We start from the raw sequence: 13421 nt of genomic DNA on the forward strand, positions 1-13421 counted from the left end.
GTGGAGCGGGAGATTAGTTGGCGGTCTTCATCAGCGAAGAGGTGATGGAGCCGAAGCCCAGCGAGGAGGCGTAACCACCGGTACTGATTTTTGGAGCCGCCGACTTGGAGGAATGCACGGTTTCGGGGCGGGACTGAAGCAGCAGCAGGTTCTGGCCGTCGGGAAGATCGGCGTCCAAGGCCCACTCGATATCCTGCGGGCTCTTGTAGTGCTTCTCCGCGCGTTTGGCCATTTGAGCCACCGCTTCGAGTTCGGAACGGCTTAAGCACAAGACGTTGCGGCGCTGCGGTTCAACTTCGCGTTCCACCAAGCAGTTGGTGGCCGGATCCGGGATGAGCTCGGCGTGCTTGTCGCCGATATGCTCGGTGATCACCGCCAAGGTGACCTTGTCCAGCTGGATGTTATCCGGGGTGACGGTGCCCGAGACGACCATTTCACCCACGCCCCAGGACGCGTCCACGGTGATCTTGGAGCGATCCCCATTGGTGGGATCCAAGGTCATCGCGACACCGGCGACTCTGGCGTTGACCATCTTCTGCACCACTACCGCCATGCATAATCCCTCATCCGGGATGCTGTTCTTGAGGCGGTAGATGATGGCGCGCGAGGTGTACAGCGAGGCCCAGCAGGCCCGGATGTGCTCGGCTACCGCAGCGTAGCCGTTGAGCCACAAATAGGTGTCCTGCTGCCCGGCGAAGGAGGCATCTGGCAAGTCTTCTGCGGTGGCCGAAGAACGCACCGCCAGCGGAACCTCGGATTCGAAGCGGGACTGCAAATCGGCGTACGCGGCGCGGGTGACCTCGCCCAAATCGGCGGGGACCGGGCGGGAGGTAATCAGTTCCCGGATCGCCGCACTGGCCTGATCCACCGCTTGGATGTCTTCCGGGTCAAGCTGCGCCAGATGCTCGTTGATGATCTGATCCAGCCCGGTCCCCTTGAAGGCACGGAAGGCATTGGTATTAACCACAAATCCGGGAGGCACCGGCATACCGGCGGCGGTCATGGTGACCAGCGAAGCGCCCTTGCCGCCCAGTGAGTCCAAGGTGGGAGCTAAGCCGCCGTCGAAGAATTCAATGAAGTCGTTGTTGCTCATGATGTTCTACTTTCGAAGTAAATTCAGTTCGCGTTCAGGGAGACGTTGATTTGCTCGGGGACGCGGAAGGAGAGGTTTTTGCGGAAGCTGATGTGCTCACCGTCCAGCAGCTGAAGATCTGGCAGTGCGGTGGTCAGCTCTTCCAAAGCAATCTTGGCCTGGAGCTTGGCCAGCATATTGCCCAAGCAGTAGTGGATGCCGAAGCCGAAGGACAGATGGTCCCGTGCGTTGGCCCGGGAGATGTCGAAGTCCTCACCGTTTTCAAAGCGGGATTCATCGCGGTTGGCCGAGCCCATCAGCAGCAGCAGCTCACCGCCTTCGGGGATCGGCACCCCTGCTACCTCGGTGTCTTCAAGTGCTTTGCGCCGCCAGCCGACTATGGAACCCGAATAGCGGAGCACTTCATCAATGGCCTTGGGGATTTGCTTCGGATCGGCGCACACCGCTTCCCAGGCCTCGCGGTGATCGAGCAGGACGCGCACGCAGTTGGAAATGAGCGTGGTGGTGGTTTCGTGGCCGGCGAAGAGCAGTGAGTAGAGCAGCGAGGCAATCTCGTGGTCGCTGATATCCCCGCCTTCTAACTGCGCCTTGACCAGATCGGCGGTCAGGTCGTCGCCGCCTTCGGCATGCGTGCGGGCTACGATTTCCTGGCAGCGATTCCAGTATTCGACCAGATTGTGCGCGTGCGGGATTTGTTCCTCATCGCTCAAATCTCCCCAGGTCATCGCGGCGCGTGAGTCACTCCACCGTTTATAGGTGTCCACCGAGGAGGTGTCTTCGCCGATCAGGGTCAGGATCGTGACCGTGGGAAGTGAGTAGGCCAGATCCGCCACGATGTCGCCATGATCATCACCGCGGGCCAGCATCGCTTTGATGGAGGCCTTCACGTTTTCGCGGATCAGTGGCTCCAAGGCCTTAAAGCGGCGTGGGGTGAAGGCCTTCTGCGCAATGGCCCGGATGCGGGTGTGCTCTGGGGGTCTGCGGGCGGAGAGTCCGGAGTAGGTGGTGAATCCGCCCTCGGTCATGATTTGTGTGGCCTGCGGTCCGCGCTTGCGCACCGGTGCCTGGGCGTTCTCCGAGGAGAATGTCTCCCATTTTTCGAAGACTTCCTTGACATCGTCGTAGCGGGTGACCACGTACAGGCCGGTTCGCTCATCGAACATCACCGGTTGCTCGCTGCGCATACGTGCATACGCCGGAAACGGATTTTCCATGGCGAATGGTTCGTAGCCGTGGTGGTCCGCCGGGGACTGCGCACCGAAGCCCATTGGGCATCCACCGGAAACTGCTGGGGTGCTGGTCATGAGATGTGGCTCCTCGGGAAATTGCGGATACGCAGATCTGTGATCCACGTAACGTTTACTGATCCCTAGTGTTGTCCACGGCACTTCCGAACGGAAGACGCATCTTCCATCCAGTGGAAGGTGTCTTTAGGCCTCGGGGTAGCTGTCATCCTCGTCTAATTCAGGAATGTTCTTGTCCTTGCCGGTAATGATGCCAAGCAGCGTTTCCAGTGGAATGTGCACTGTCGCCGCCTCCAGGCGTTTAGCAATCCCATTAAGAACCGGCAGGTGGCGTTCCATATTCGCTGCGTGGGAGGAAGGGACTACTACGCCGATGGAGCAGCCTAAGCGACCGGTGTGGTAGACCGGGACTGCGATGGAGCAGGTGCCCAAGCGGACTTCTTCCCGCGTGACTGCGTAGTTCTTCGCCTTCACTTGTTCCAGTTCCTTGCGCAGCTGAATGGGGGAGTTATGGGTATGCGCGGTGAGCGCTTCCAGCGGATGGTCCAGATAGGCGTCCATCACCCAGGGCTCAGAAAAAGCCAAGATCACCTTGCCCACGGCTGTCGCGTGCAAAGGTAGCCGGCCGCCGACACGTGAGGCCCGGGCAATGCGCTTGGTGCCATAAACCCGGTCGATGTACAGCGCCGAGTTGCCGTCCCGGATGGCCAACTGGCTGGTCTCACCGGTGAGCGAGAAGATGTCCTGGACAAAGGGGCGGGCGGTATCGCGCAGCTGCCGGCCGGTGTTCTGCGCGATGGACCACAACCGCAAACCCAGCTGGATTCCGCCATTCGGGGTGCGGCTGAGCATGCCTGCCTCGATGAGCTCGCCGACCAGCCGGTGCGTGGTGGACAGCGGAAGATCCGCGGACGCCGCAATTTCGGTCAGGCTCAGAGAGCGGCGGGTTGTTTCAAAAGCCGCCAGGATGGCCAAGATTTTAGAGGTGACGCTGCGTCCGGGCTGCGAGGTGCCACCGGCCATGAGTTGCTCCTTGGGTGCAGAACTAGCTTGGTGAGTCCAAGGCTAGCCGTTGGTCGAAGAGATTGGCGCGTTCCACCGCGAGCAAACCGGTGGCGATGATGCGCGCGGCCTCGGTGAACAGGTGGTCGAGGACCCGTGATTCGCACAGGTCCACCGCCTGCAGCCGGGTCAGCCCGAACCAGTCCATCACCGTGTTGATCCCGTGGGGAGTCAGCCGCCAGAGCTTGTCCGCGTCCTTGACCAGGCTGTCTTCCAGGCTGGTGGATTCCTTGCGGGAATCGTGGCCATCGATAATGTAGCTGATGAGCTCTAGGACGTCCGGGCCGACCCCGTGCTTTGCCAGGAGTTCTCCGGCCAGTCGGGCGCCTTCTTTTTCATGCTGTAAGACCAGCTCATTATTTCCGCCGCCCGGGGCGATGGCCGAGAGCACCAAATCTGGCGCTACGGATGACCAGCCGATGTCGTGCAGCAGTATGGCCGGCAAGACAATATCCGGGTCGGCGTGCCGGTGGTGGCTGAGCAGCGTCTTGGCCAGCGATACCGCGTAGAGGGTGTGCGCGTCGTTGCTGCGCACCAGCAGATACCCCTTAGCGTCTTCCCAGAGACTGGCTAGCAGCGGGTGCTGCTCGAAGAGCGTTGCCGGGCTTGGTCCGAGAAAGGCTGAAACATTGTGGCCATAAAAATTTGTTTCCGGCTGCAGCTTAGTCATGGGGCAATAGTTGCAGAGCAATCACCGCACGGCTAGTGCGTGCTTCCATCCAGTGGATGCCGTATAAAGGAGGCCCGGCCCATGGCCGGGTGCTACCTCGCTGGTCGCAGCCGGGCCGACGGATTTTCCACCTGCCGGTTGAGGTGTCGGGCACGCGCGGACTTGTAGGCTGAAGATTGGGGCCGGAGCCCGGTACCCGTAATTGATCAGGAGGAACGAATGAATTTGGGTGGATGGGTGAAGACGGCGCGGCCGGGCAAGCGTGCGGCGGTTTGCGCGATGGCGGTCATTGCGGGGATATCGCTCACCGGGTGCGGAGCCGTGGAATCCTTCAACAAGCAGACCGCCGACGCGTGGAGCGTGACCTACGAGGTCACGGTCACCGGCGAGACGATCAACGCCGTGGACCAGATCGTTTACCTCGAATCCCCGGGGCGCGGTGAGGCCTCGGCGGAAACCACCGTGGAAACGGCGGCGACGGTTAATGACGCGAAGAATGCAGACACCGCAACCTGGCGGGAAACGACGATAGTTACCGCCGAAGACGACGCCGGTGTTGCAGCCACCCCGCGCAAGGGAGCCAGCGCGACCTGCCGGGTACTGCTCGACGGCGAAAAAGAGATCAGCACAAAAACCGGTGCCGTGGGAGAACGCGTGGAATGCCGGGTGAAGACCCCCGCCTTCGCCGAATAGACCTCGAATTGAATTCAGCAGCGTTGTAGGGAAGTATCCGGATATGGTGGCTGGCTACAGCCAGCACCGCAAATCAGCCAAGGAGATGCAGTGAGTCAATCGGCAAACCAGAACGAGTCCACGGCCTTCAGCTCGCAACAGCTCGAAGAGTTCACGGTGTGCTGCATGCAGGCCGTGGGAGCCAGCGTGGAAGATGCCAGCTACATGGCCTATCACCTGATGGCCTCCGAAATTGCGGGCCACCCCTCCCACGGCTTGCGCCGGCTACCGGAATACGTGGGCCGGGCCTTGGAAGGCAAGACAAACCCGTCAGCCAAGACCAGCGTTGAGAAAGTTTCTGGGGCACTGCTTGCGCTGAACGGCAACCGTGCTCCCGGACATTTTGCCTTACGCGATGCCACCGCGCTCGCTGTAGAACGCGCCAAGGAGTACGGCATTAGTGCCGTCACCGTGCGCAATAGCGACTTCGCCGGACGCTTTGCACCCTTCTGCGAGCAGGCGGCCGAGGCGGGAGTGATCACTCTGATCTTCGGAAACAATAACGGGTCACTGCAATCGGTGCTTCCGCCCGGCGGGCTGCAGCCGCGGCTCTCCACCAACCCCATCGCCGCCGGGGTGCCGCGTGCCCAAGCCCCGCACATGGTGCTTGATTTTGCCACCAGCGCGGTAGCCTCCGGACGACTGCACTATGAGAAAGACAGCGGCGCTAAGGTATCAGAACAATGGGTCGGAGCCGGCGGACACCTCAAACCCTTTGGCGGGTTTAAAGGCTTTGGATTAGCGCTACTTGTTGAAGCTCTCGGCGGTGCGCTGTCCGGTTCGGACACCGTCTCAGGACGCAAGAGCGAAGAAGCCCAAGGAACGCTGATCATTGCCATCGATGTGGCGCAACTGCGTGACCTGAATGAGTACACCGCGCAGGTGGAAGAATTCATCGCCTATGTGAAGGACACCGAAATGGAAGCCGGTCAGTCTGCGGTGCGCGCTCCCGGTGAAAATGCTCCAAGTGCCGAACAGCTCGCCGCGGATAATACAATCTTGCTCAACCCCGTGACCACGGCTTCGTTGTTCCAGATTGCCGAGCAGCTGAAGGTGGATGCACCGCAGGTCAGATAGGTTTGCAACGTTGATCTTGAAGTGCCGGACAGGGGTGGCCTTGTATCCGCAGAAGGAAGAGATAGAGCCTGAACCTGGGTCCTGCAAGCTGCAGACTTCTCGGAGCTGATCAAGTAGTCTTCGTTGGATTGCGTGAAAACCTGACGAGGTAAGTGATTTTTCGTTCGATTGGCATTGGTGTTGCTGAGATCCTAAAAGCGGACGGTGGGTAATGTGTTGGTGCAACGTGCCGAGACTACTCCTCGGCGATTTCGCGTTTTGTCTCCGGACAACCCGATCCGACCATGGATGGCTATCTGCTTCCCGGCTTTCCTGCGAATATTTGCTTGTTAGACACCCTGCATATTGCACGCCAGATGCTCGACGGGGGAATCCGGCGGTCCTTGGGCGCGGTATTGGGTGTGGGTGTTTGCTTTGGATACATCCCCTATTACGAATAGCTCATAGCGGTGGTATGATTACGAAAAGGTAATGAAATCTTCTTTACTACGTAAAGGTAATGAAAATGCATGGGATCATCCGCAAGACATCCGACCTCGGGTTGATGGTGTTGGCTGTGCGGCAACGTCACGGACTCTCACAGGTAGAACTTGCGGAGCGTCTCGGAGTCAGCCAACGCTACCTTTCTGAACTGGAAACGGGCAAGCCAAAAGTGCTCAATGCCAGGCTCCTCGAAGTCTTGTCAGCGCTCGGAATTGAGCTTTCGTTCAGGGAGGCCCGGTAGCCAGTGGATGCAACCCTTCCAGTCCACATCTACGGAGTTTATGTCGGCGACATCCGTCGCATTTCTCGCGATCAAATCACCTATCAGTCCACCAGTGAAGGAATGGCCAAATTTGGCATTGGTTCGACGATTGTTTCCTTGAGCCTGCCGCTGGGCCCTCGTCAGTCTCTGCCAGGAGCGGCAACAGCATTTTTTGGAGGACTGCTTCCCGAGGGTAAAGGTCTGGAGAACCTTGTTCGAGATTCCGGGGCAGAGCGCCCCGACGTGTTTGGACATCTCGCATACGCAGGACTCGATGTAGCCGGGGCACTGCAAATTGGTGAAATATCAGATCTATCGGTAGGTAGCTATGAGCCGATGACCGACGCCCAAGTCGCACAAAAAATCGGGCGCATCAACCTCCACACGTTAGGCCAAGTAGGCGGTGGAGGATCACTGGCCGGCTATCAACCAAAGATGACGATGGCCCGTATCGATGGAGCCTGGCACGATGCAGTGAATGGTGCACCGAGTACGCACATAGTGAAGCCTTGCGTAGACGAGGACTCCGCCCGAGGACTGCGTGCACTTTTTGATGAAGCGTACTGCCTGGAACTCGGTAGAAGGTGTGATCTGGTGAACTTCGCCAGCGAGGTGTCAATATTTGATGGCACCTCCGCTTTGGTGATCGAAAGATACGATCGGTTCACCGATGACCAAGGGGTCATTGGGCGAGTCCACCAAGAAGATTTGGCTCAGGCGATCGGTCTTCCGTGGGATGCCGATTCGAAGTTTGAGCACAATCACCCTTACCGTGCCACTCTCAAAAATATGGCAGGTATCTTGAGCCGGCGACGCACAGCTTTCGGGCAAGGCCTTGATGACCGCGAGCAGCTTTTGGCCTACGTCGTGGCAAACGTTGTTTGCGGAAACACTGACGCCCATGGAAAGAATTTCTCCATCCTCCACAGGCCTGATGGGCGTATCGAGTTGGCTCCGTTATACGACGTCACTCCTCAGATTCTTTACTATGGTCGACCCGTCACACTCTCGATGAAGATCGACGGGATCTCGCATCAGCCGCACGTCACCCGCGAACGGTTGATTTCGGAGGCTGCATCGTGGGGGCTCAAAGAGAATCGGGCGTTGGAAATTGTCAATGAGACTTTGGCAAAGCTTCGATATGCCAGCCAAGAAATCGAGCTACGCGGCGGCAGCGAGAAGCTGCCCCTCCTGGTTGCCGGCCATGCTAAAAATCTGCTGAACGGCAGGAAAGCGGCAATTGCCAGTGGGCCGATTGCCCTGAGCAATTTGGCACCCATCTGGAAACTTCCTCCAGTGCGAAAGCCGTAACCATCCCACACAGGGGGTCTCTGAGCTACCATTCCCAAACCGGTGAAACGCTCAACAGCGAACTTCTCACGCTTGACGCTGTCGCGCTACTGGTTCCGCTCGTATATCGCACTTGGATGATGCAGGTGCAAGGGCACCATGACATCAATCCTTCGACAGGGAACCTCACGGGGTAAATGCTGAAGCAGTTTGAATGCCAAACACCCCTAGATGTGTGAGACCAGCGGATCCGAGAGTCGCAGAAGATCAGTTGTCCTCAAACGCGGACTAGGCGTAGGTAGTGTCCTTAGCAATAACGTTGAATCCCTTTTTGCCGACCCCCGAACAGTTACCTCATGGATTCGCATCAACACGGATCGATTAAACGCCTCAGGGCTGTTGCCACCATCGTGATGGTGGCAACCGCCCCGAGGGATCCAGCTGCGGACCGAGCTAGCTGCTCTTGGCAGGCACAGCCGGGTCCGGTGAACCCTCGGCCTCTGCATGCGGATGACGACGTTCCAAAGAAGCGCCTTCAACATCAATATCCGGCAGGATCCTGTTGAGCCACTTCGGCAGCCACCAGGCCTTGTCGCAGGCTAAGTGCATGAGTGCCGGGATCAAAAGCATGCGAACCACAAACGCATCAACCAGTACGCCGAAAGCCAGGGCAAAGCCGATCGGCCGGATCATCGCGCTGTGTGAGAACACAAAGCCGCCGAAGACCGAGATCATGATGATCGCGGCCGCGGATACCACCGCGCGTCCGGCGCGAACGCCCTGGACCACGGCCAGCCGCGAGCTGGCACCATGGGCGTAGGCCTCGCGCATGCCCGAGCCGATGAACAGCTGGTAATCCATGGCCAGCCCGAAGAGGATTCCGACTAACAGCGTGGGCAGGAAGTTCAGGATGGGCCCCGGGGTGTCAACCCCGAAGACCGCGGAGAACCAGCCCCACTGGTAGATGGCCACCACGCCGCCGAGGGCCGCGAAGTAGGAAAGGATAAATCCGAGCGTGGCAACTACCGGCACAAAAATCGAGCGGAACACCAGGATTAGGATGATCATGGACAGTCCCACCACCACGCCCAGGTAGATCGGCAGGGCTTGGGCAAGCTTCTCTGAGATGTCCACGTTGCCACTGGCCGCACCGGCCACGCCAATCTCAAATTTGCCGTCCAGCGGTGAGAGCCCACGCAGGTCGTGCACCAGGTTTTCGGTGGAAACGCTGGTGGGGCCCTGCGCAGGGATGACCTGGAATGCGGCTACCGTGCGGTCCGTGGAGGTGCCTGCCGGGGCAATAGCAACCACGTCTGGCTGGGCGAAGAGCGCCTCGGCGATCTCGCGCTGGTAAGCCAGCGCCGCCTCGTCGGTGTTGGTGGCGGGAAGGTCGGCGACCACCAGCAGCGGACCGTTCTGGCCTTCGCCGAACCGCTCAGAGATGGCCGAATACGCGCGGTACTGCGTGGTGTCGTGGGCTTCGGAAGACCCGTCGGGCAGGTTCAGCCGCAGGTCTAGTGCTGGAATCGCGAGCACCAGCAAGAGCGCGATAGAGACCACCGCGGTGCCGATGGCGCCCTTGGTGGACATTGCACGCACGGCCTTCTTCGGGGACGGAGCGAGCACTGGTTGCGCCGCTACACCGGCAGCCAGCGCTGTGCGTTCCTTGCGGCTGAGGATCTTGGTCCCCACCAGTGAAAGCAGTGCCGGGGTCATGGTGATGGCCACCAGCACGGCAATCAGGACGCTGACCGCGCCAACGGAGCCCATAAGTCCCAGGAACGGAATGCGCGTGACATTTAGTGCCAGCAAGGCGATGAACACGGTGGCGCCGGCAAAGACCACGGCATTGCCGGAGGTGCCGTTGGCCAAGGCGATCGACTCGCGGACCGAGTAGCCGTCCTTGAGCTGGTGGCGGTGGCGGTTGATGATGAACAACGAGTAGTCGATGCCCACCGCCAGACCCAGCATTAAGCCGAGCATCGGGGTTACCGAGGACATGTCCAGCACGCTGGACAGCGACATGGCGCCGAGGGCGCCGATGGCAACGCCCACCAGGGCCGTCAGCAACGGAAGCCCCGCACCGATCAGTGTCCCCAGCATGACTACCAGGACGATTCCGGCGACCAGCAGGCCAATGGCCTCGCCTACGCCAAAGACGCTGGGGATGCCCTGGGAGACCTCGGAGGAGTAGTCGAAGCTGACGCCCGCAACTGGGGTGTCGTCGAATGCCGCAACCAGTTGATCCTTGGTTTCCTGGGCGATATCCATCTGTGCCTCGGTGAAGACCGTGGTGATGACCGCGGCTGCGCCGTCCTGGGACACGTTGCGGATTTCGGCCGCCATCTCCAGCAGTGAGGCGCCCTGCTCAAGGGACTCTTGCTGTGCCTCAAGCTCGGCGGTGTTTTCTTCAAGTGCTGCGCGTTGCTTCTCCAGCTCGGCGGCGCCGGCGTCCAGCTGGGCTTGCTGTGCGTCGAATTGGGCCTTGGCCGGCTCGTATATGCCGGCCGCCTTGGCCTGGCTGATGGCCTGCTCGAGCTGTTCGCGCCCGGTATTCAGTTGGGCCTCGGCATCATCAAGTTGGGTGGTGCCCGCAGTTAGCTGCTCACGGGCGTCGGCGATTTGGGCCTTGCCATCCTTGATGTCCTTGGCCTGCTTGCTGCGCTCGGCCTCGCTGGCAAAGGGATCAACGATGGTTTCGATGCCATTGATCGTGGTTGCCTTGGTGATGATCTTGCTGATTGCTTTTTCCTGCGCCGGCGTGAAGGCCTTGCCGTCGCTGGTTTGGGCTACGACGCTGCCGGTGCCGCCCGAAGCCTCGGGGAACTTCTCGGCAAGCTTGTCGGTGACCTGCGCCGTGGGGGTGCCGGGAATCGACATGGCGTTTGACAGCGTTCCGCCACCCAACGCGAAGGCCACGCCCACGGCCAGCAGTACCGCGAACCACGCGGCCAGGATTTTTCGTGCATGGCGGGCGGAGCCGCGTCCAAGACGATACAGAAATTCAGCCATGAGTCCTTCGTAGTTTGTTGTAAAAGATGCTTCTTAGTGGAGTTAGTGGGACCCAAACCCGGTGCGCAGCGAGCTAATCAGCCGGTCGACAAGTTGTGACCACAGCTTCCTGGATTCCGGTGAGTCGACGGCGCCGCAGACCGAGATCCAGTGCAGGTAAATCACCAGCAAGCCGTTGGTCATGGTGCTGACCAACAAACCCACCTCAAGCGGATCCGCATCGGGGTGCCGGCCGTGCAATTCCCGCCCGAGGTGTTCATTAATTTCGGTAAACGCGCGTCCGGCCATTTGAGCCTGACGTGGCGTAAGCCGGGGATCATCGCTGCCAAGGACCTTTGTCAGGTAGACCATGGCGGTGATCAGATCTGCTTGGCGAAAGGTCTGTGCAAGGTCATCAAAAATGGGGACCTTGGCACTGCCGGACGCCGGCGAAATGGAGGCAAGGTGTTCAACGACCCGTGTGAGTTCTTTGCCGCATGCCTCAATGATCACGTCATCGAGGGAGGCGAAATGGTTGAAGATCGTGCGGCGGGAGACATTTGCTGCAAGTGCCAAGTCGTCAACGGAGAACTCACTGCTCTGACGCTCGCGCATGATTCTCGAGGCGGCGTCGATGATCGACTGGCGATGCTTTGCCTTGATCTCGGTACGGCGGTCAACCGCCGTCAGGGGAGTATTCACCTAATTACACTAAGTGCATCGATGCATTCAGTGCAACTATCTAGCGGCGGGTGTGATGCGACTCTCGCGGGTCTGTGTCACGGACGGAATTAGAGTCCGGGCTCAGCGCTCATCATGGTGTTGCACAATGGTGCTGATTAGCCGGTTCAGGCGCATGGCCAGCTGGAGGTCCAGATTTCGTGAGGAATCTTTCCACCCCGGCCCAATGAGCTTGTCGATACGCTCCAGTCGGTTATACAAGGTATTGGCGTGGATATATAACGCTGCGCAGGTGCGCGCATGCATCCGATAGTGCGCTGCACAGTATTATTCGGTGGAACTAGGCGTGCTGGATTGAATTCAGCGGAGAGTTCCTGGGCAATAGAACCAAGACCATGGCTAAGCCAAGGGTTCCGAAGAACACGCTCACCCACCAGGTGGAAGACCAGCCTCCAGTGAAGACTACCAGCCACGCGACAAGCATGGGACCGGTGAAGTTCCCGATATTAAAAATCTGCTGCATCAGGCCCATGGCCGCCGGGGCCGAGCCGCCCTCCGGTGCCAGATCCACCGCCAAGCGAGTCATCGTGGCAGGAACCGCGGCACCGCATAAGGAGAACAGCCCCACGCAAAGCACCTGAACGAGGACCAGGGTTTTCGGGTAGTCGATCGCGAAAGTCAGCACGGCCGTCACGGCCATGATCACAAATGAGCCCAACAACAGGTGTTTGCCGGCGATGCCACGTTGCAGCAGCACTCCGGTGATGATTGCCCCGAGGGCGTTCAGCCCGCCGACTACAGCCGAGAATAATCCCCCGAGAATCGGTGACAGCCCGTCTTCACGGAAAATGGTGGGCAAAAATCCAACGATCGCCATCCACTGCACCGTGTAGCAGCCGAAGATGAGGCCGCTGACCCATACTCGGCCAGAAGAAGCGGTGACCGCGATTTTTCGGAAGGCGGATTTGGTGCTCGAACCTCCGCCCGGGTCGGTGGCTGAGACGAATTTGAGAATCAGGGCAATCGGTACAAATGTGAGCAGTCCAAGGATGAACCACCAGGTCTGCCATGAGATGAATTGCAGGGAAATTGCGGTTCCCAGAATGCCGAAGAACGTTGCAGTGCCCATGAACGCGGCCCACCAGCCCACCGCAAGATTCATCCGTTTTAAAGGTGCATGGGCGCGGACCAAGCCAGGGCCCATTACGCTGCACATGATGACGCCGGCACCTTCAATGATGCGTGTCCCTAGGAGCATGCCAGCGCTGGGGGAGAACGAGCCGAGAATTGAACCGCAAACCAGCAATATCAGGCCGAGCAGCATGATCTTTCGTTGGGAGTGAATTTCTGCCAGTAACGACATGGCCAAACCGCCAACCATGCCGGCAACTTGAACAACACCGAGCAGCACTCCGGAAAGAAATAGCGAGATTTGTAGTTCTTCTTGCAGTACCGGAATCGCCGCTGGAAGCTTCCAAATATGCAGGGCCGCCATAACTCCTGCGAAGACAGTGATAATCCATGCAGAGTCGGTGCGCTGGTGAGTATCGACTGAATTGTTCGTTGAGTTCATGACTTTTCCTTCCACGTCGGATCAGGCCATCTAGCGACCGTGGTCCAAGGCATACACCGTGGATTCTTTCACGACCTATCCCAAAGCTTGGCTTTGTAACGTCATATGCTGTTCGGCCCAGTAATTAAGAATCCTTGGGATTTCATGGATTTCCTAGCCAGTCTCGATCTTTCGCACTTAGAATTGCGAAAAATGGAGTGAGGAGGACTTGTCCTCGAACTCAACGGAAGAAGTACAAGCCAGCTGAATTTGCCAACGCACGA

General features: G+C 59.1%; 12 protein-coding genes. 4 read left to right on the forward strand and 8 right to left on the reverse strand.

Annotated elements, in window-relative coordinates; genetic code table 11:
- Positions 1-13: 13 nt before the first annotated feature.
- The 4 genes from VJ369_RS13640 to VJ369_RS13655 all read right to left on the reverse strand — a co-directional run bounded on the left by VJ369_RS13640 (position 14) and on the right by VJ369_RS13655 (position 4069).
- Positions 14-1093, reverse strand: a complete 1080-nt coding sequence (locus tag VJ369_RS13640; protein ID WP_324092616.1) for a PEP/pyruvate-binding domain-containing protein — start codon at positions 1091-1093, stop codon at positions 14-16.
- A 23-nt stretch (positions 1094-1116) separates the two neighbouring features.
- The gene (locus tag VJ369_RS13645) at positions 1117-2397 is read right to left on the reverse strand and encodes a cytochrome P450 (RefSeq protein WP_324092617.1); all 1281 of its coding nucleotides are present in this window, start codon (positions 2395-2397) and stop codon (positions 1117-1119) included.
- A 126-nt stretch (positions 2398-2523) separates the two neighbouring features.
- Positions 2524-3360 carry an IclR family transcriptional regulator gene (locus VJ369_RS13650; protein ID WP_324092618.1) on the reverse strand — a complete coding sequence of 279 codons (837 nt, stop codon included), beginning with the start codon at positions 3358-3360 and terminating at the stop codon, positions 2524-2526.
- A gap of 22 nt (positions 3361-3382) precedes the next feature.
- On the reverse strand, positions 3383-4069 hold the full coding sequence (locus VJ369_RS13655; protein WP_324092619.1) for an HD domain-containing protein: 687 nt from the start codon (positions 4067-4069) through the stop codon (positions 3383-3385).
- A 219-nt stretch (positions 4070-4288) separates the two neighbouring features.
- Here VJ369_RS13655 and VJ369_RS13660 point away from each other — a divergent pair, with 219 nt between their 5' ends.
- The 4 genes from VJ369_RS13660 to VJ369_RS13675 all read left to right on the forward strand — a co-directional run bounded on the left by VJ369_RS13660 (position 4289) and on the right by VJ369_RS13675 (position 7934).
- Positions 4289-4762, forward strand: a complete 474-nt coding sequence (locus tag VJ369_RS13660; RefSeq protein ID WP_096254391.1) for a hypothetical protein — start codon at positions 4289-4291, stop codon at positions 4760-4762.
- 90 nt (positions 4763-4852) lie between these two features.
- Positions 4853-5878: an Ldh family oxidoreductase gene (locus VJ369_RS13665; RefSeq protein WP_324092620.1), complete on the forward strand. Its 1026-nt coding sequence runs from the start codon at positions 4853-4855 to the stop codon at positions 5876-5878.
- 505 nt (positions 5879-6383) lie between these two features.
- The gene (locus tag VJ369_RS13670; protein WP_188683557.1) at positions 6384-6602 is read left to right on the forward strand and encodes a helix-turn-helix domain-containing protein; all 219 of its coding nucleotides are present in this window, start codon (positions 6384-6386) and stop codon (positions 6600-6602) included.
- 3 nt (positions 6603-6605) lie between these two features.
- On the forward strand, positions 6606-7934 hold the full coding sequence (locus tag VJ369_RS13675; protein WP_324092621.1) for a HipA domain-containing protein: 1329 nt from the start codon (positions 6606-6608) through the stop codon (positions 7932-7934).
- Between the two features lie 432 nt (positions 7935-8366).
- Here the strand turns inward: VJ369_RS13675 and VJ369_RS13680 are convergent, their stop codons facing one another.
- From VJ369_RS13680 to VJ369_RS13695, 4 genes are all read right to left on the reverse strand, one after another.
- The gene (locus VJ369_RS13680) at positions 8367-10925 is read right to left on the reverse strand and encodes an MMPL family transporter (protein WP_324092622.1); all 2559 of its coding nucleotides are present in this window, start codon (positions 10923-10925) and stop codon (positions 8367-8369) included.
- A gap of 42 nt (positions 10926-10967) precedes the next feature.
- Complete coding sequence (locus tag VJ369_RS13685) at positions 10968-11606, reverse strand: TetR/AcrR family transcriptional regulator (protein ID WP_324092623.1); 639 nt, start codon at positions 11604-11606, stop codon at positions 10968-10970.
- 102 nt (positions 11607-11708) lie between these two features.
- Positions 11709-11891 carry a helix-turn-helix domain-containing protein gene (locus tag VJ369_RS13690; protein ID WP_324092624.1) on the reverse strand — a complete coding sequence of 61 codons (183 nt, stop codon included), beginning with the start codon at positions 11889-11891 and terminating at the stop codon, positions 11709-11711.
- A gap of 34 nt (positions 11892-11925) precedes the next feature.
- Positions 11926-13158, reverse strand: coding sequence for a CynX/NimT family MFS transporter (locus tag VJ369_RS13695; protein WP_324092625.1), 1233 nt, complete (start codon positions 13156-13158; stop codon positions 11926-11928).
- Positions 13159-13421 lie beyond the last annotated feature (263 nt).

It is taken from the genome of Glutamicibacter sp. (assembly GCF_035257265.1).
Taxonomy (GTDB): Bacteria; Actinomycetota; Actinomycetes; order Actinomycetales; family Micrococcaceae; genus Glutamicibacter.